The following is an 18,719-nucleotide window of genomic DNA, read 5'->3' as shown; positions in this document are numbered from 1 at the left end:
TTACATTTATTTAATTTAGTAAACTATGAGACAACTAAAGATAAGTAAGCAAATTACAAATCGTGAAAGCCAGTCCTTAGATAAATACCTTCAGGAAATTGGTAGGGTTCCATTACTTAGTGCTGATGAAGAGGTTGAGCTTTCCAAGAAAATTAGAATGGGGGATAGGGAAGCTTTTGAAAGACTGACTAAGGCCAATCTTCGATTTGTAGTTTCTGTCGCTAAGCAGTATCAAAATCAAGGATTATCTTTGAGTGATTTGATTAATGAAGGTAATCTTGGTTTAATTAAATCTGCTCAGCGTTTTGACGAAAAGAGAGGATTTAAGTTTATCTCTTATGCCGTTTGGTGGATTAGACAATCTATATTGCAAGCACTAGCTGAACAGGCTAGAATTGTACGTTTGCCATTGAATCGGATTAGCTCACTTAGTAAAATTTCTAGAACTTTTTCTCGATTGGAGCAAAAGTATGAAAGAGAACCAACGGTTGAGGAATTGGCTGAATTTTTAGAAATTGATCCAGAAGAAGTCCGTGGTGCTTTAAAAGTTGCAGGAAGGCATATTTCTGTAGATGCCCCCTTTCTACAGGGTGAAGAAAACAGCTTATTAGATGTATTGGAAAGCGATGTAGAAAAAAAGCCAGATAGTGAATTAATCAATGATTCTTTGTGTAAAGAAATCCAACGTTCATTGGCTGTACTTACGCCTAGAGAACGTGATGTACTCTGCTATTATTTTGGTCTAAACAATACAGAAATACTGACCCTAGAAGAAATAGGCGCTCGCTTTGGCCTAACCCGAGAGCGTGTACGCCAAGTAAAAGAAAAAGGTATTAAAAAGCTAAAGGCTGCAGTTAGTAGTGAAACACTCAAGTGCTACCTAGGATGATGGCGTAAATATTGTTTAATCTATATCATATACACAACAAATGTCTCCTATACAACTGGTTATTATTGGAGGCGGTCCAGCGGGTTATACAGCTGCCATCTATGCTGCTCGGGCGGGCCTACATCCGGTTCTATATCAAGGCCCTAATCCAGGTGGTCAATTAACGATCACAGGAGAGGTAGAGAATTATCCTGGCTATAGAAATGGTATAGCCGGTCCTGCTATGATGGAAGATTTTCAAGCCCAAGCAGAACGATTTGGCACTGTAGTTAAAACGGGTACCATTACCCAAGTAGATTTTGCTACCTATCCACGCCGTTTGACACTAGATAGCGGTGCAAGTGTGTTGGCTCAATCTGTTATTATTGCTGCGGGTGCATCTGCAAAATGGTTGGGTTTACCTGCAGAAAAGCGGCTATATGGCAGAGGTGTCTCTGCCTGTGCCATTTGTGACGGTTTCTTTTTTAAAGGTAAAACGGTTGTAGTAGTTGGTGGAGGAGATACCGCTGCAGAAGAATCCCTTTATTTAGCGAACCTTTGCCAAAAAGTACATTTATTAGTGCGTAAAGGCCACATGCGTGCTAGTAAAATTATGCAAGAACGTATTTTTAAAAGATCCAATATTCAAGTTTCATTTCATACAGAAGTTAAAGATATAATAGGCCAAGAATCTATAGAAGCAGTAGAAACTATGCACACCCTATCTAGGACCATTATCCTTATAGAGGCTACTGGTTTATTTGTTGCGATAGGCCATCAACCCAATACTTTGCCCTTTGTACCTTGTATAGAGGTAGATAAGCAAGGTTACATTCAAACAAAACCAGGCACTACGCAAACCAATATTCCTGGCGTTTTTGCGGCTGGAGATATTCAAGACCCTTATTATAGACAAGCTGTCACAGCTGCTGGAACCGGTTGTATGGCTGCACTAGATGCGGAACGTTTTCTAAAGGAAACAAGTGAAGATTTTTTAAAAGAAATCAATTAATGTTCCTTTCGAAAAACACTTACGTACAATCATTATTTTGGTTGTTGCTTAGTATATTTGCAAGTTGTTTGAATGATTTGGTAACCAAATTGCTCATTACAGAGCTATCTTCTTGTCAAGTTTGCTTCTTTCGGTTTATATTGGGTAGCTTGGTATTACTACCTATTATGTACTATAAGGGGAAAGACGCTTTCAAGACACAACGCTTGCCCCTACATATTTTTCGTGGTCTATTTTTATCGATTGGAATGGGGCTATATGCCTATAGCCTAACCAAAATGACCATCAGTAGCGCAACGGTAATAGGATTTACCAATCCTATTTTTGTGCTTATCTTAGCAAGAATCTTTCTTAAAGAGGTCGTGGATTGGCCCATATGGATGGCTACCTTATGCACATGTGTAGGGATGGCCTTAATATTGCGTCCTACTACCTATAATAGTGCTGCTTTATCGTGCATCCTCGCAACTGTTGTTTTTGCCTCATTAGACATTATAAATAAAAAATATATTGCATATGAGCCTATCCTTTCCATGCTTTTTTTCTCTAATTTGATCGCCTCTTGTTGTATGTTACCAGTAGCTTGCTACTATTGGAAAGTACCTACCTTATTTGAACTATGTTTTTTAAGTATACTGGGCATTGGTAGTAATTTAATTCTTTATTTTTTATTAAAAGCTTTTCAGCAATCAAAAGTAGCTTCCTTAGCACCTATGAAGTATACAGAATGGGTCCTTTCTATCTTACTCGGCTATCTTTTTTTTCAAGAGTGGCCCACCTTAAGTGCTTTCTTAGGAGCAGCCATTATTGTTTCTTCTACTTGCTTTATCTTATACTACCAAAATCGCTAATCAAACGTCCCTAGTCCCAAAAAGTTTGTTTAAAATTCATATTATTATTTAGTATTGATAATCAATTTATATAGTCATTTGTATGGGTTATTTGATTATTTATTTTATATGATAAAAAATACCTAAAAGCAATAGTATATTCAAGCAGCACTACGTTTATTTTTCCTTTAGCATATTTTTTATATTTTTTTTATATTAATTACGTTGGTTATTTTATTATAGCCATCATATTACATCACATAACACAAACAAATATATTTTTGAAAAAAACAGCAGCATGCCAAAAGCGTTCTCGACGCTTTTCAAATATTTTCTACGGTTTTATTGATGTATGTGCCTTATATAGCAAAGTTCTATTTTTAAGGCGTTGTTATTGTAAACAACAAATAACTTAATTCAGCATAAAGGTGCATATGTTTATTCAACATTAATACAATACTACTAAAAATAAAGATAAAAATAAGTATATATTTTTTACCATTACTTTACAAAGTTATGATCATGCAGCACATTTTATTACAGAAAGTTATCATATGCTATTTATCTGTTATGTTTTATATAACAGTTGTAGCCACTGGGTGTAAACGCCACCCCTCTAATCTAACCAATATCAATATAGTAACAGAACCCACAGCCCTACAGGCTGAAAAAGTAACAGCAGGTGAAACTACATCTAATGCGCTGCCATCTGTTAAAGGTCTTTCAGGTTCACTTAGCCAAGAAGAAAAAAAGGAAGAAGAAGAGGAAGAAGAGGAGGACAATATACAAGAGTTAGTAGAAGCAGAACAAGTGCTAGAAGCAGAAATAAATCTTTTACGACAAGAAGTAAACGAAGGAAGTCAAAATCCAAGCGCTCCTTGTCAATGGTGGGATGAAGAAATCTATTCATCTAATAATCAGTGCTTTACTTCTGAGTATAGTCAACAGCCTGATTCATATAACTTTTCCTCAACTACTTTTGCTCCTGATTCGCCGCCTCCTCCATACGAGAGTCATCAGTTTGGTAATGTCCCAACTTTTGGTACTTCATCTAATGCTAATATAGGTTTAAAACCTATATGCAATCCAAATGATTTAAAAGATGCATTAAAGCATCCAACATGTAAGTATCAATATCTCACACTTTGTTTAGCAGAACTTAGGTGTCTAAAACCAAAAAAAATATTTTTGTTGAAAATAAATGGAAAACAGTTAGATTTTCTTGAAGAAAAGCTAAAAAAATCAGAACATAAAAAAGCCATTTTAGAGCAAACAAAGCATGCAATATCTTTAGATCAAACCTTTCTTTTTGATACAGAAAGCGTAATTAAAATTATTTCTATAAGCATTGCAATACGAGAATATGAAATAAAATATTTGAAAAAAGTCATTCAAAAAAAGCAAAAAAAGCAAGAAAAGAAAGCATTCGATCATACAAATGAGCCAAATCTATCTCAAGGTTCATGTACTAATGGTACTAATTTATATCCAGATTTAACCCAGATTACATAGTCTATGTAGGCCAATAGTTTGCTAAAAGGTATAGGTTGCTTCTTGGAATAGGGGTAAAGCGGCATCTTTTGCTGAAATAATTTCCGGTTTCCCATAATCTTCCCAAGGAATATTTAATGTGGGATCATTAAAATGAATGCCTTTTTCTGCATTTGGGCAATAATAGCCATCGCACTTATAAGCTACTATAGCCTTATTGCTTAAAGCTATAAAGCCATGCGCACAACCTACCGGTACAAAAAGCTGATGGTTGTTTTCTGAAGAAAGTAAAAAACCTTGCCATTTGCCAAAAGTATCCATTTTTTTACGTAAGTCTACTACTACATCCCATATAACACCCTCTACCACCCGTACCAATTTGGCTTGTCCATAAGGCGCCAATTGATAATGGAGGCCACGAACGGTTCCTTTTTTAGATAAAGATTGATTCTCTTGTACAAAAGCAGCCTCTAAGCCTATTGCTTTGTATTTTTCTTGATGGTAAGATTCAAAAAAATAGCCCCTTTCATCGTAAAATACATCAGGCTTAAATAGTAACAGGCCTGAAAGGTATGGTGCTTCTAATGGCATAACTTATCTAATGGGTATGAGTAGACTACAAATATATATTTTTTTTTATTTTCAAAACTGTTTTTTATATAGGTAAACAAATTGAAAAAGTTTATATAAAAAAATTAGAACCGATTACTTTAAAAATTCGTAACCCAACACAACGCCTAGGCCATTGATACCTAGTATCAACCCAGATTTTCCTCTAAATTCAATGCCAAAATCCCAGACTAAATTCCAATTAACCTGCTGATTCCTAATTGGTTGAGGGCCTGCGTTATTGGGATGAATGGTAAGAATAGAAGCATGTAACTGCGATAACACATCCTGAATTATCTCTTCTATAGAATAGAGTAGATTATCTTCTTCACCTAAACCAGGACATTGTTCTAATCTGTTATACAATATATCCTTGATCTGAGAAGTATCAACATGAATAGGACAATATTCTGCTTTTTTTATAATAGGAAGCATACATATTAAACGAGGTCCTCCGTAGCATATCCATCTGCGACTTTTTTCTGGATACAATCGTAAAAACAGAGGTATACTTATTGCGTGAAATTCTATATTACCGCAAGCAATGTGCAGTGTATAGCCTTGATATGGACGCGATAAGGCAGCCGATAATACTTTGATACAACGGTGCCCAAAAGCAAATATATCTGGATTGCATTCCTGTTTACGATCCAGTAAAAAATCTACTGTATAAAAAGAATTGTAGCTATAAAACAATCCGGTTTGAAGGCCTATTCCATTTAGGGGATTCCATTCTACAACAGGACCAATCGCTATTTCGCTGCCAACTGCCCAATGTGCTTGAATGACTTTTTTAGTACACTTGGCCCAAGTTACTATACCAATATGAAAAATGGATGACTGGTTTTTGTCCAAAAAATCATTTTTCTGGCCTAGATTTGCATGAGGGGTTGTAGCAAAAGTTAGATGGTGGCTTACCCATCCTATCCACCACGCAACAAGTCGCCCAAAGGCTTGTACTTTTTTTGCCTTAATCATTTGATATATATGCTTTCTATTCCTACTGAAACTTATTTATATCTAGTGAATTATGGCTCGATTAAATCTATCTAATTATTAAAGCAAGACTATAGGTCAAAAATTTGTCTAAGTAATTTAGTAAAAAGACCTAGAAAATTTGCACTAAAAAAATAAGGTGAAAGCAACGTGCTACTATTTAACTTAGACAACTCTATTTGGTAGCATAAGGACCATATAAATATTTCTTAAGACGATTTATCAACTACTTGAGTGATTTTATGAGTTAGATCGTCTTGATCATATAGCCCATTGAGTCTTTTTTTAAAAAGACTCAATGGGCTATATCTATTTTTTATTTATCTAAAAATGATACTATCTCCTTAGTTAGATAACAACTTGGTGCCATCAAAACCCAACATAAGTCCTAGTCCATTCATTCCTATTATAAATCCAGACTTTGTATTGTAGGCAAAGCCGAAATCCCAAGTGTAATGGATGCCAATTTTAAGGTCATTGGCTGTTTGCTCATCTGACTTAAGCGCTTCGAATATTTTGTCCAATTTACCTTTTAAATCTGATTCACTATCAGAAATACGAAAATTGTCATAATAAAGTTGCTTAGCCTTAAAAGGGATAATCAAACGAGGTCCTATATGTAATACAAATTGTCGGTCACTTCCTGGATAAAACCGAATAGACAATGGAATACTAATTGCATGGAATTTAACGGCATCATAATCGATGACCCTCCAGGTGGGAGCGTCTTTTATTGGCGTAGTCTTACCAGACCAACCGTTTACTAAATTTTTCCCCCATATACCTATTGTGCCCAAACGATTGTGAGCGTACATCACCCCTGTTTGAACGCCTATTCCATTCAACGGCTTCCACTCTATAAAAGGACCAATTGCATTTTCAGAACCCCAACAAAAACGTTTTTTAATGTGCTTTATGGCGGCTTTCCCCCAGAATTTTACACCAAAATGTAGTGGAAATTCTTCATTTAAATCGAAAAATCCACCTTGCTGTGTTTCATTAGCTTGAAGGGGGGCAGCAAAAGCAGGGCCATGAGTGGCCAAATATATTATGGATAATCCAACCAGTTTTGTAATCTTTTGTATCGTCTTTTTCATTGTATTGCTATTTAAAGTTTAAAACTACTCCAATGTATATCTTAAAAATAGGCAAATCACATCCTTTAAATAGTTTCTAAAAATATTTTAGATAAAATTAGTTTATGCCGAAACTACTAAACGATTATACCGGTATCTACATCTAAATTGGAGCAATATAAATTTACTGCATTTGAGTGAAAATTAAAAACTATTCATGCCATACATCTACTTGTGTAATCGTATATTTAGAGAGCAATATTCCTTTTGATTTTGGGCTTTTAACGGCAACTTTTTCCAAATCGTACATGATCGAGCGCTTTTCATGACCAGTAGCGTCTACACAATAATGCAATTGCAATTTAGGGGCTGCCGCAGAAGTAACCTGTTTTAAAATACAAATATCTAATTCTGAAACAAATATATTATATTTTTTATCTAAAACCCGCTTATCTATTACAAACCGTTTCACAAAATAATTTTTCTGTATCGTATTATAATAGACCACTGATAGCAAATGGCCATCCCTTAAAGGCTCTATAAGGAGCACCTGATCAGGAGCTAGTTGAAAGGAAATTGGATAAGTAGTAACCATATAGTCACCTGATTTAAAAACCAAAAGTATTTTATCCGTTGGTCCCAACATACCCAGTAATTTTCCGCTGCCATTAGGCGCTATCTGACCTGTAGCGCCATCGTACCAAAGTGCTACTTTGGCTAGTGTAGAGCGAATTTGTCCTTTGCGTTGTACCTTATAAATCGTATGTTTGGTCAAGATATTCCCTTTTGCGGTACGTCCCTTTATCGCTAAATCGGAAAAATTAAATTCAAATTTCTTTTTAGTGGTTCTACTTATAGGAGAAAGGATAATGGTAACGGTTTCTGCTGCTCCATTGGGATCATCACTTACATAGACTACTCTAGAACCGGCTGTGCCTAAAGTTACATTGTAGGTTTTGTCACGTGTGATGGCCAATACTTGAAATCGTTTGGCAAAAGCAATACCCGTTGCACCATCTATATAAATTAAATTGTAACAACGTTTTGTATCTTTTTTTTCATAAATGGATACATGTATAATATTTTTGCCTATAAATAGCTTATCTGTTACCTTAGTGATCACATATTGACCATTTTTACATATTACAATCACATCATCTATATCAGAACAAGCTTCTACAAATTCTTCTCCTTTAAGCCCATAACCTATAAAACCTTCTTTGCGATTTACATACAGTTTGTAATCCTTTACTACTACCTCATGGGGTGCAATAGAGTCAAAGCTGGTTAAAATGGTTTTGCGCGCTCGGCCTTTTCCATATTTTTGAAGTAAGTGGCTATACCAGGTTATGGTGTAATCCTTTAAGTTTTGTAAGTGGGCCATGGTGGTAGCTAACTGGGTTTGAAGTTGGGTTAAGCTTTCCTGTGCACGAAGACTATCATATTGTGAGATGCGTTTGATTTTAATCTCTGTTAAACGGACCAAATCTTTTTCTACAATCGGCCGATTCAATTCATAAGGTTTAAGCTGGCCTGCTATAGTGGTAAGTATGGCCTCCCAGGTTGCACATCCCTCTATCTTTCTATAGATACGGTTTTCTATAAAGATTTTTTCTAAACTGGCAAAAAACAATTTTTCGCTTAATGATTGCGCTTCTAAAAGTAATTCTTGTTCCAACAAATGCGTTGTACGGGCTACAGTATAGGCCAAAAGATCAGACACGGTTACAAAAACAGGTTTTTCGTCTTGAATGACACAAGCATTAGGCGCATAACTTACCTCACAATCTGTAAAAAGATAGAGTGCATCTATAACCGTTGCTGCCTGTTGACCAGGTAATAGATGAATTAGAATTTCAATATGGTCTGCGGTATTGTCAACCACATTTTTAATTTTTATTTTACCTTTTTCATATGCTTTTAGAATGGAATCAATTACACTAGTCGTAGTAGTACCGTAAGCGATTTGGCTGATGGCCAATGTTTTCTGATCTCGGACTACAACAGTGGCACGTATGCGAACTTTCCCTCCTTTTTTACCCCCATTGTAATCTGTACAATCTACCAACCCACCTGTTGGAAAATCTGGAAATAAGCAAATGGGTTTACCTTGCAGCAGATCTATAGAAGCCTCTATCAGCTCTATAAAATTATGGGGTAAAATTTTAGTAGCCAATCCTACCGCAATGCCCTCTACACCTTGCGCAAGCAATAAAGGAAATTTAACAGGTAAAGTACGGGGCTCTTTTTTTCTACCATCGTAAGCGAGTTGCCAGATTGTAATCTCTGGACTATACAAAATGTCCTTTCCGAATGGCGCAAGACGGGCTTCTATATAGCGGGCAGCTGCAGCACTATCTCCTGTCCGAGGGTCGCCCCAATTCCCTTGTGTATCTATCAATAATTCTTTTTGACCTATTGCTACAATGGCTTCTGTAATGGAAGCATCACCATGGGGATGGTATTGCATGGTTTGTCCTACAATATTGGCTACTTTATTGTAACGGCCATCATCAATAAGTTGCATGGCGTGTAGAATCCTACGCTGTACAGGCTTAAGGCCATCTTCTATGGCGGGCACCGCACGTTCCAGAATCACATAAGAAGCATAGTCTAAAAACCATTCCTCATACATTTGCTCCATAGACCCTTTGGAAGATACTATCGCTTTGTACGCTGTACCATTCGAGCCATTTGGCACATCACCTATTTGGTTCATAATTTTCAAAAAGAAAGATATTACCCAATGGATTAGGCTTTAATCCTTTGCGCAGCTTCTATTAGAAGTTCTATCGCTTTTTCCCTTCCTTCGAATCCCTTGACCTTCACCCATTTTCCCGTATCTAAGTCCTTATAATGGCTAAAAAAGTGTATCATACGCCCTTTTAAGAGGGTGTTTAACTGTCCAATGTGGTCAACATGCGCAAATTCAGGAGCTATTTTTTTGATGGGTAATGCAATAATTTTTTCATCTAAACCAGATTCATCTTCCATCAATAATACACCAATAGGTCTGGCTTTAATGACTGCTCCGGATATAATCGGATAGTTGGCTGCTACGAGCACATCAATGGGATCCCCATCTCCGGAAGCGGTATGGGGTACAAAGCCATAGTTACAAGGATAATACATTGGCGTTGCCATAAATCTATCTACAAATAAAGCACCCGAAGACTTATCCATTTCATACTTTACAGGATCATGATGCATTGGAATTTCAATGATGACATGCAAATCATTTGGGAAATCTTCTCCTAATGAGATCTTTTCTATATTCATGCTCTTTCAAATTAAAATTAAAATAAATAATTGGTAACGTCATATTAGTTGTGCTTTTGCCAAGTAGGAAAGCATGCACTGGTAAATTTTGCCAATTCTTTCTCTAAAAGGCGCTTCATGATCACTATAAAAAATATTAAATCAAGTCAATATTTAATTTTATAAAAATTAACTTTTATATAAAAACGCTAACAATCAATAGATAGTAGTATGTTTAACTAACTAATATCAAAAATAAAACTAGATTTAATCTATAAGGTATGGCCAAAATTATAATATACCTCCATCATAATGTCCTAATTATATTGTATTTTTTCAAAAAACATACCTAATGTGGCGTTATTTTTTCCTTCCTTTGTATTTTTTGTTTCCTCTATATGATAAGGGATGGAAGTGGTCTGATTTGATCATGATAGGGGTAAAGAACGCTTATTATCTATGTTTACTGTAACAATACAGGTATTATCTATACCCACTGTAGCAATATTTTGGTTAATAATAACTATATTTGTCTTTCTACTTTTTTAAAAAGTATCATGAGGTCAGCTGTATATTTATGGCTGATGATGCATATAGATTTTTCTTTGCTTTATTTGTTGTATATGGTGCTAGATAGAAATAAAATTGTTCGATTGTTGTTGATGTCAACAGGTTTACTGATTTATTTTTATTTCTTTAACCCTAAATCGGAAATGCGCCCCGTTGCATCTCCTGCTGCTGCTGCTACAGATCAGACAATGCTTCCGTTGAATAGAACAAATGGAGTTAGTCAGCTGGCTTCTACTCCTTTTGCGGTGGCACTTCAGGGAGAAGAAAAAGATATCACAGTTGAAAATGAGTTGCTTAAAGTAGTATTGAGCACAAAAGGTGGTACTATAAAAAGGGTTGTACTAAAGCAGTATAAGGATACAAGTGGCAAAAAGTTGGTCTTATTGGATGAACAGAGCAGTCATATGGGCATTTCTTTTCCCTATCAAAATCTACGTGTAGATACTAAAGATTTATATTTTCAAACCCAGTCCAGCCCTGTTTATAAGCTTAAAGAAGCTGAACAAGCTACAATAGTTTTTCGATTGGTATTAAATTCCTCTCAATATTTGGAACAATCGTTTACTTTTTCTGGTGCCAGCTATCAAATCAACTATGATTGGCATGCTGTGGGCATGGAACTTAATGCAAATACGCAGGCTAATTTTTGTTGGGATATAGTTATGAAAAGTTTAGAAACGGATGCAAAAGCAGATACTGCTAGAAGTACCGTGCAGTATTATTTACAGGATCAGACTTTTGATAAGCTCAAAGAATCGTCAACAGAAGTTGAAAAAAAGCATATAGGAGTACCCATCAAATGGGTGAGTGTGAAGCAACGTTTTTTCTCATCTGCCATTGTGGCTGGTGATGCTTTTAAGCTAGGAGACCTTTGTATGCAACCATCGGTCTCTTCAAATGTTACGAAGTCTGTTGCTTTATCTCTGTCCTTGTCAGACAAAGATAAAGCGCGTGGCCAATTCGTGTTCTTCTTTGGACCCAATGATTATAAAATTCTGAAAAAGGTTACAAAAGGATTTGAGCAAAATATACCTTTGGGGTGGGCTATTGTCAAATGGGTCAATAAAGGGCTGATTATTCCACTCTTTTCTTTCCTGGAAAAATATTTTTCCAATTATGGATTAATTATTTTCTTATTGGTTTTTATCATTAAGTTGTTATTGGCCCCTCTTGCTTATAGTTCTTTTATCTCTATGGCTAAAATGAAACTTCTAAAGCCGGAATTAGATAAGATAAAAGAAAAATATAAACATGATCTACAACAAGAACGGATTCAGCAAGCTGCTTTTTGTAGGGAATTAGGTATTAATCCTTTAAGTGGTTGTATACCTGCTCTGCTTCAAATGCCTATTCTGGTGGCTATGTTTAATTTTTTCCCTCATGCCATTTCGCTGCGGCAAGCCTCTTTTTGGTGGGCAAATGATTTATCAACTTATGATAGCATTATGACGCTTCCTTTTACCATACCATTCTATGGCAATCATGTGAGTTTGTTTACATTATTAATGGCGCTATCAAGCATTTTTAGCAACCAAAGTGGTCCAAAAGAGGGACCTATGAAGGTACTATCCTATACAATGCCTTTTGTTTTTATGGTTATCCTAAATACATGTCCTGCTGGATTAAGTTTTTACTATTGCATCTTTAATGTGATGAACTTGTTACAGCAAAAACTTATAAATCACTGGGTGGATACAGATGGTATCAAAGAAAAATTGATGGGTAGACAACAAAATGCAAAGCAAGGTGCTAAACTTTCTTTTCAGTCTAGGATTGCTTCGGCTATTGAAGCCAATAATAAGAAAAAAAATAGGTCGTAATGGTATTGCATCGATCTATGATTTTTTTGTACTACTAAGACATAATTAAGTGCTAGGTCGAAGTAATCTTCTAGTCTTACATCTATGATTGCACAACTTATAGGACAATTATTATATAAGGAGCCCACTTATGTCATTTTAAATGTAGGGGGAGTAGGGTATGGCTTGCATATTTCTTTATATACTTTTGATCAAATAAAGACTTTAGATAATTGTAGCTTGTTGACGGTTATGCAAGTAAAAAATGAAGCGGCTACCTTATATGGTTTTTATACATTAGAAGAAAAATCATGGTGGTTACAGCTTATCTCTGTTGGTAGCATTGGTCCTAGGATTGCCCTGACCATCTTATCTTCGCTCAATCCAGCTGCTTTACATAAAGCTATTTTACGTAAAGATGAACGTTTGCTTATCTCCATTAAAGGCGTTGGCGCAAAAGCTGCGCAACGATTGATACTAGAACTCTCGGATAAAGCCCAAAAGTTGCATGATATCCAAGATACCTTGGTACCACAACCAATCGAAAGCAAAGTAGATCAAGATGCCATAATGGCTTTAACTAAATTAGGGCTTACCCAAAAAGTTGCAGAAAAGGCCATTGCAACGGTACGGGCAGAGACACTGACCCCACTTAGCCTCGAAGAACTTATTAAAAAAGCGTTGCAGCCACATGCCTTTAAATAAAAAAACAAGCATATGAGACCCTAGCGGTTATTACCATAAAACTGTAAAATAAAATTTTCAGGCTCATACAGTCAAGGTTTAACATCAACAGTGCATTTGATCGATTGTTTGTCACTGTTTTTTGCCCCTCCGCTTATGGTCATCTTTAATACATGCACATCAGGATTTAAGAAAGATAGCGTCCCTATATTAATCGAACCAGAGCTTGCTATAGGTTTCTGTATATACTGCTTATTTTTATTTATATTTTTTTTGATTGAAATAGAATCAATAATATGTCCTTCTGTATTACCATTTACTTGTAACACTATAGGTTCTTTGTTTCCAGTTTGTATAACTATATTTTTTTGAGTAAAACTGAGTTGAGTAGATGGGGTATCCGTTTGCGTTGAATGGTTTTTAGAAGTATTTTTTAGTAGTGTTTCATTATTCGATAGTTGTACCGCTGGTCCGCCACTACATGATCCATTTTGTGGTTCATTCTTTACGTTATCTTCAATAACATGAATCGTACATTCTACCCATTGTTCTGTTGTTCTGCTTCCTTTTCCTATTTCCCCTATTTTTATTCTGAATCTATAAGCCCCCGTTTTTAAGTTTGGGTCAGTAGTTAAGGTAATCGATAAACCAGTAGGCGGTATAGACTGGTCTTTAAGTGATTTGACGCCAAATTTATCTGTATAATAGGATCTATTTTGTCTTACTGAAACAGATTTAATGGTATAGCCTTCTGTGTCTCCAGTTACGCCTAGTAGTATAGATTGCTCCGTTCCAGCTTTTATGGTAATATCTTTTAGGGTAAACCCTGGTGGTGTATCCACCTTGCTTTCCGAGGTAGCTCCATCCTGTTTTGGATTTGTTGTTAAGCCATTAGAAGTCCTGTGGGCTTTTTGTTCATGCTTATTGACTATACAGTCAGTGTGGTTAGCAGCCGTTTTGTTTTTACAAGATCCAGCATATAAGCAGGTCCATAAAATAGAAACTATCGAAAAACGGACAAAAATTGTTATAAGATTATTACAGATCATAGGAAATGGATTTTATGTATTTAACCATATACCAATAAGTTAATTTTTGTTAGCTTATGCAAAATTATCAACCTAAAAATAAAATTTCACGATACAACCCAATTTATATATATTATTTATATATATTTTCCTTTGTTTATCTGATCTATCATTTAAAAATAAACATCTTCTATAAATGTGTCTCTATGATTCTATTTGACTCATGCTTTGTACGGTGTAGTGTACGATCTGATGGCACTGCTATTTTATTGTCATTCTTTATAATATTACCTATTTTGCTCTTTTATTTTTTGATGCTATGAAAGATTTTATTGTCAGCTTATACTGGCGTGGTATGATTCATGATATGGTTCCAGGTACAGCAGCACATCTCAACGAAGGTATGGCTACAGGATACGTTGGGTTCGATCCTTCTGCGCCTTCTTTACATTTGGGTAATTTGGTTCCTATTATGTTGTTAAAGCACTTTCAAGAAGCGGGACATAAGCCTATTGCATTAGTAGGCGGTGCTACCGGTATGATTGGCGATCCTTCTGGGCGTAGCCAAGAGCGCGTGTTTTTAACAGAAGAAGTATTGCGCCACAACGAGGCATCTATTGCCAAACAATTAGAAAAATTTTTAGATTTTTCTAGTGGTCCCAACAAAGCTATTTTGTTAAATAATTTTGATTGGTTTAAAGACTTTTCTTTCCTAGGATTTCTACGTGACATAGGAAAACATATACCTGTTGGCTATATGATGGCTAAAGATAGTGTAAAAAAACGCATAGAGACCGGTATTTCTTATACCGAATTTGCTTATCAATTGTTACAAGGGTATGATTTCTACCATCTCCATCTACATAAAAATGTAACCTTACAAATGGGTGGATCTGATCAATGGGGTAATTTAACTACAGGCGTTGAGCTTATTCGTAAAAAATCTCAATGTCATGCCTTTGCAATAACGGCTCCTTTGCTTACCCGTTCGGATGGAACTAAGTTTGGCAAAACAGATGCTGGCACCAATATATGGTTAGATCCAGCCCAAACATCTCCTTATGAGCTATATCAATTTTTGTTGAATAGTGGAGATCATGAAGTAGAAAAATTAATTAAAATTTTTTCTTTTGGTAAAAAAGAAGAAGTAGAAGCACTTATTTTAACACATCAATCCAAACCCGAAGCAAGGCTCTTACAGCAAACATTGGCTAAAATTGTCACCACTATGGTCCATTCAGAATCAGATTGTAGGCAAGCCATAATTTGTAGTAATATTCTTTTTAACCATACCGCTTCAATAGATGCACTCTATGCCTTAAGCGAAGAAGATATATTGCGTGTCTGTACAACCATACCTAAGGTGCATATTACACGCATTGCATTAAGTGCAATAGACTCTATAGTCTCTTTATTGTCCGTGGCTACAGAAAATTTTATTATGGACTCTAAATCAGAAGCAAGACGCGTGATCGAATCAGGTGGAATAAAGGTAAATAAAGTATTGATAACCGATCCTTACCAAAAACCCGATTTTATCTTGTTGCATAATCGTTATCTATTGGTGCAAAAAGGTAAAAAAAATTACTACCTTATTATTGTTGTTGAGTAATTTTTTTTAAGATGATCACTAGATCTTTCAGCAGTGCAGTATATGGTGTAAACGCTTTTATTGTATCCATAGAGGTAAGCATTGTGAATGGTACAAGCCTATTTATGGTAGGGCTTCCAGATAGTGCTATTAAGGAAAGTCAACACCGGATAGAGTCGGTATTAAAGCAGATTAAATGTACGATGCCTCGGCAACGTGTCATTGTAAACCTTGCTCCCGCGGATATACGCAAGGAGGGCGCTTCTTATGACCTACCCATTGCTTTATCTATTTTACATGCTTCAGAACAATATAATTTATCTCGTTTGTCTGCTTATATTATTATGGGCGAATTGGCTTTAGACGGAGCGCTTAGACCCGTCAAGGGGGTATTGCCTATTGCCATTGAGGCTCATAAACATGCATTTAAAGGTATGATTGTTCCAGAAAAGAATGGGTCAGAAGCGGCTGTTGTACGTAAAATAGAGGTCATTGCTGTCAACCATATTACAGAAGCGATCGCCTTTTTGTCTGGAGAACGTGCCATTCATCCTATAGAGGTAGATACACGTAAACTCTTTGCAGCCCAATCAGATGCATATGCAGTAGATTTTGCCGATGTACAAGGACAGGAAAACATTAAAAGGGCCTTTGAAATTGCAGCAGCTGGCGGACATAATGTTATTATGATCGGACCTCCTGGTGCAGGTAAAACCATGTTGGCCAAACGATTGCCCTCTATTTTACCCCCTTTTACCTTGGCTGAGACACTAGAGACGACTAAAGTCTATTCGATAGTAGGCCGTATGGATAGTAGTAGTGGACTACTCTCTACAAGGCCCTTTCGGGCACCACACCATACAATTAGTGATGTATCATTGGTAGGAGGAGGTACTTTCCCACAACCTGGCGAGATTTCTTTGGCCCATCATGGGGTCCTCTTTTTAGATGAATTGCCAGAGTTTAAGCGAAGCGTACTGGAAGTTATGCGTCAACCTTTAGAAGATGGTAAAGTAGTCATTTCAAGAGCTAAGTTTTCCATTGAATTTCCAGCTAACTTTATGCTTATTGCTAGTATGAATCCTTGTCCCTGTGGTTATTATAATCATCCTGAAAAAGCATGCATGTGTAGTGCGGTTCATGTGCAACGTTACCTCAATAAGGTTAGTGGACCACTGTTGGATAGGATAGATCTTCATGTAGAGGTTGTACCTATACTATTTGAAACATTGACTGCTTCAAAAAAAAATGAAGCAAGTCATCTGATTCGCGAACGTGTTGTGCAGGCGAGACAAATACAACAAAAGCGTTTTCAAGATCATATACAACTCTATACCAATGCACGGATGTCTGCTAAGCTGACTAAGCTATTTTGTCCTATTTCAGTAGCTGGGCAAAAGCTGTTACAAGCGGCTATGGAAAAGCTGGGCCTTTCAGCAAGGGCATACGAAAGGATTTTAAAAGTAGCCAGAACGATTGCCGATTTAGCCGGTAGTGCAAATATATCAGAGGTACATTTGGCAGAGGCCATTCAGTATCGTAGCTTAGATCGAGCAGGGTGGGGTAGGTAGGAAGTAGACTATTCAAATGGAACGGTGGGTTTGACTATGATATATTGGCGCAGAATAGTATGTAATATGTATTTAACATACTCTTATTTAGCTGTGTGCTATTATCTTTACGCAGGTCATTATATATTTTTATGGTTGGTATGCAATGCATTTCTTTTAAAAATAAAAAAGTACTTATACGGGTTGATTTTAATGTACCTATAAGGGATCAGGGTATCATTACGGATGAACGACGTATTCGGAGTAGTTTACCAACCATTCAAAAAGTAATAAAGGATGGTGGAATAGCTATTTTACTTACCCATTTTGGTAGACCTAAAAATGGATATGATGTACGTTATTCATTAAGTAAGCTTTTACCTACACTATCTAGTTTATTGCAAGTACCCATTGCTTTTGTACCTTATTGTGTAGGCGAAGCGGTAAAAACCCGGATAGAAGCACTAGAACCAGGAAGCGTTTTATTACTTGAGAATGTACGTTTTCATTCAGAAGAAATATTAAATGATAAACATTTTGCCCAAGAATTGGCTGGATTGGCAGATGTCTATATTAATGACGCTTTTGGAACCATCCATAGAAATCATGTTTCTACTAGTTTACTACCTACTTATTTTAAAGAACGATATGCGGGCTATTTATTGCAAAAGGAAATAGCCACTATTGATAAACTTTTTTCAAAAGAATCATCTCCTGTTATGGCCATTATGGGGGGGAATAAATTGGTAGATAAAGCACAGCCTATTGAAGGCTTAATACCTTATGTAGACCATATATTGATTGCTGGAGGCCTTACACTCCCTTTTTTCCGTGCAAAACAGGCGCTACATCTTTCCCGTATCGATGGACAAGCAGAGGTGATTGCCAGTAGGTTGTTTGATCTATTGATGCAGAATAGCCACTGTCAACTGTGGTTGCCAACCGATGCCATAACTGCTCCTGAAATAGATGTAAAAGCTATGGTATCTACCTTATCGCTTACTGATATACCCTATGGCACCTATGTATTAGATATTGGGCCATCTACACAAGCACATTTTGCTGGATTGATCCTACAAGCTAAGACCATATTATGGGCTGGTCCTATAGGGATATTTGAATGGGATAAATGTGCGGCTGGTACAGTAGCTATTGCTCAGGCGATTGCAAAAGCTACGCAACAGGGTGCCTATAGCATAGTAGGTGGTGGAGACACAGCTGCTGCTATTAAACAAATAGGATATGAAAATCATGTTTCTTATATTTCTACAGGAGGAGGAGCTTTGCTAGCTTATATTGCAGCAGATAGAAAATTACCTAGTTTAGAGGCACTTAATGCATAGCGTAACTATGAGGT

At 36.3% G+C, this 18,719-nt stretch carries 15 protein-coding genes; 9 read left to right on the top strand and 6 right to left on the bottom strand.

Annotated features, from left to right (window positions below; translation table 11 throughout):
* The first annotated feature begins 25 nt into the window (after positions 1-25).
* From AL022_RS00515 to AL022_RS00500, 4 genes are all read left to right on the top strand, one after another.
* Positions 26-889: a sigma-70 family RNA polymerase sigma factor gene (locus AL022_RS00515; protein ID WP_014934267.1), complete on the top strand. Its 864-nt coding sequence runs from the start codon at positions 26-28 to the stop codon at positions 887-889.
* Positions 890-929: 40 nt separating this feature from the next.
* Positions 930-1,880 (top strand): thioredoxin-disulfide reductase, encoded by a 951-nt coding sequence (trxB, locus tag AL022_RS00510; RefSeq protein WP_014934266.1) that lies wholly within the window; start codon positions 930-932, stop codon positions 1,878-1,880.
* Positions 1,880-2,731, top strand: a complete 852-nt coding sequence (locus AL022_RS00505; protein ID WP_014934265.1) for a DMT family transporter — start codon at positions 1,880-1,882, stop codon at positions 2,729-2,731. Before trxB ends, AL022_RS00505 begins: the two co-directional genes overlap by 1 nt.
* Before the next feature lie 549 nt (positions 2,732-3,280).
* Positions 3,281-4,222: a hypothetical protein gene (locus tag AL022_RS00500; protein ID WP_148269023.1), complete on the top strand. Its 942-nt coding sequence runs from the start codon at positions 3,281-3,283 to the stop codon at positions 4,220-4,222.
* A gap of 21 nt (positions 4,223-4,243) precedes the next feature.
* Here the strand turns inward: AL022_RS00500 and rfbC are convergent, their stop codons facing one another.
* The 5 genes from rfbC to ppa form a co-directional block, all read right to left on the bottom strand.
* Complete coding sequence (gene rfbC, locus AL022_RS00495) at positions 4,244-4,792, bottom strand: dTDP-4-dehydrorhamnose 3,5-epimerase (RefSeq protein WP_014934263.1); 549 nt, start codon at positions 4,790-4,792, stop codon at positions 4,244-4,246.
* 114 nt (positions 4,793-4,906) lie between these two features.
* The gene (locus tag AL022_RS00490) at positions 4,907-5,788 is read right to left on the bottom strand and encodes a hypothetical protein (protein WP_014934262.1); all 882 of its coding nucleotides are present in this window, start codon (positions 5,786-5,788) and stop codon (positions 4,907-4,909) included.
* Positions 5,789-6,150: 362 nt separating this feature from the next.
* Complete coding sequence (locus AL022_RS00485) at positions 6,151-6,903, bottom strand: hypothetical protein (RefSeq protein ID WP_014934261.1); 753 nt, start codon at positions 6,901-6,903, stop codon at positions 6,151-6,153.
* Between the two features lie 190 nt (positions 6,904-7,093).
* The gene (locus AL022_RS00480) at positions 7,094-9,601 is read right to left on the bottom strand and encodes a DNA gyrase/topoisomerase IV subunit A (protein WP_014934260.1); all 2,508 of its coding nucleotides are present in this window, start codon (positions 9,599-9,601) and stop codon (positions 7,094-7,096) included.
* A gap of 32 nt (positions 9,602-9,633) precedes the next feature.
* Positions 9,634-10,161 (bottom strand): inorganic diphosphatase, encoded by a 528-nt coding sequence (ppa, locus tag AL022_RS00475; RefSeq protein ID WP_014934259.1) that lies wholly within the window; start codon positions 10,159-10,161, stop codon positions 9,634-9,636.
* 536 nt (positions 10,162-10,697) lie between these two features.
* Here ppa and yidC point away from each other — a divergent pair.
* On the top strand, positions 10,698-12,530 hold the full coding sequence (gene yidC, locus AL022_RS00470) for a membrane protein insertase YidC (RefSeq protein WP_014934258.1): 1,833 nt from the start codon (positions 10,698-10,700) through the stop codon (positions 12,528-12,530).
* Positions 12,531-12,614: 84 nt separating this feature from the next.
* Positions 12,615-13,214: a Holliday junction branch migration protein RuvA gene (gene ruvA, locus AL022_RS00465; protein WP_014934257.1), complete on the top strand. Its 600-nt coding sequence runs from the start codon at positions 12,615-12,617 to the stop codon at positions 13,212-13,214.
* Between the two features lie 71 nt (positions 13,215-13,285).
* On the opposite strand, the gene AL022_RS00460 is transcribed toward ruvA, so the two are convergent.
* Positions 13,286-14,242 (bottom strand): hypothetical protein, encoded by a 957-nt coding sequence (locus AL022_RS00460; protein ID WP_014934256.1) that lies wholly within the window; start codon positions 14,240-14,242, stop codon positions 13,286-13,288.
* A 298-nt stretch (positions 14,243-14,540) separates the two neighbouring features.
* On the opposite strand from AL022_RS00460, the gene tyrS reads away from it, so the two are divergent.
* The 3 genes from tyrS (at position 14,541) to AL022_RS00445 (ending at position 18,705) form a co-directional block, all read left to right on the top strand.
* A complete protein-coding gene (tyrS, locus tag AL022_RS00455; protein WP_014934255.1) occupies positions 14,541-15,833 on the top strand; it encodes a tyrosine--tRNA ligase in 1,293 nt (430 codons plus the stop codon).
* Positions 15,834-15,844: 11 nt separating this feature from the next.
* Positions 15,845-17,383, top strand: a complete 1,539-nt coding sequence (locus tag AL022_RS00450) for a YifB family Mg chelatase-like AAA ATPase (RefSeq protein WP_014934254.1) — start codon at positions 15,845-15,847, stop codon at positions 17,381-17,383.
* A 140-nt stretch (positions 17,384-17,523) separates the two neighbouring features.
* Positions 17,524-18,705, top strand: a complete 1,182-nt coding sequence (locus AL022_RS00445) for a phosphoglycerate kinase (RefSeq protein WP_158309899.1) — start codon at positions 17,524-17,526, stop codon at positions 18,703-18,705.
* Positions 18,706-18,719: the final 14 nt, after the last annotated feature.

Origin of the sequence: Cardinium endosymbiont cEper1 of Encarsia pergandiella (genome assembly GCF_000304455.1) — a bacterium.
Lineage (GTDB): Bacteria > Bacteroidota > Bacteroidia > Cytophagales > Amoebophilaceae > Cardinium.
The sequence above is the reverse complement of the archived record's forward strand: the minus strand, read 5'-3'. Positions and strand labels throughout refer to the sequence as shown.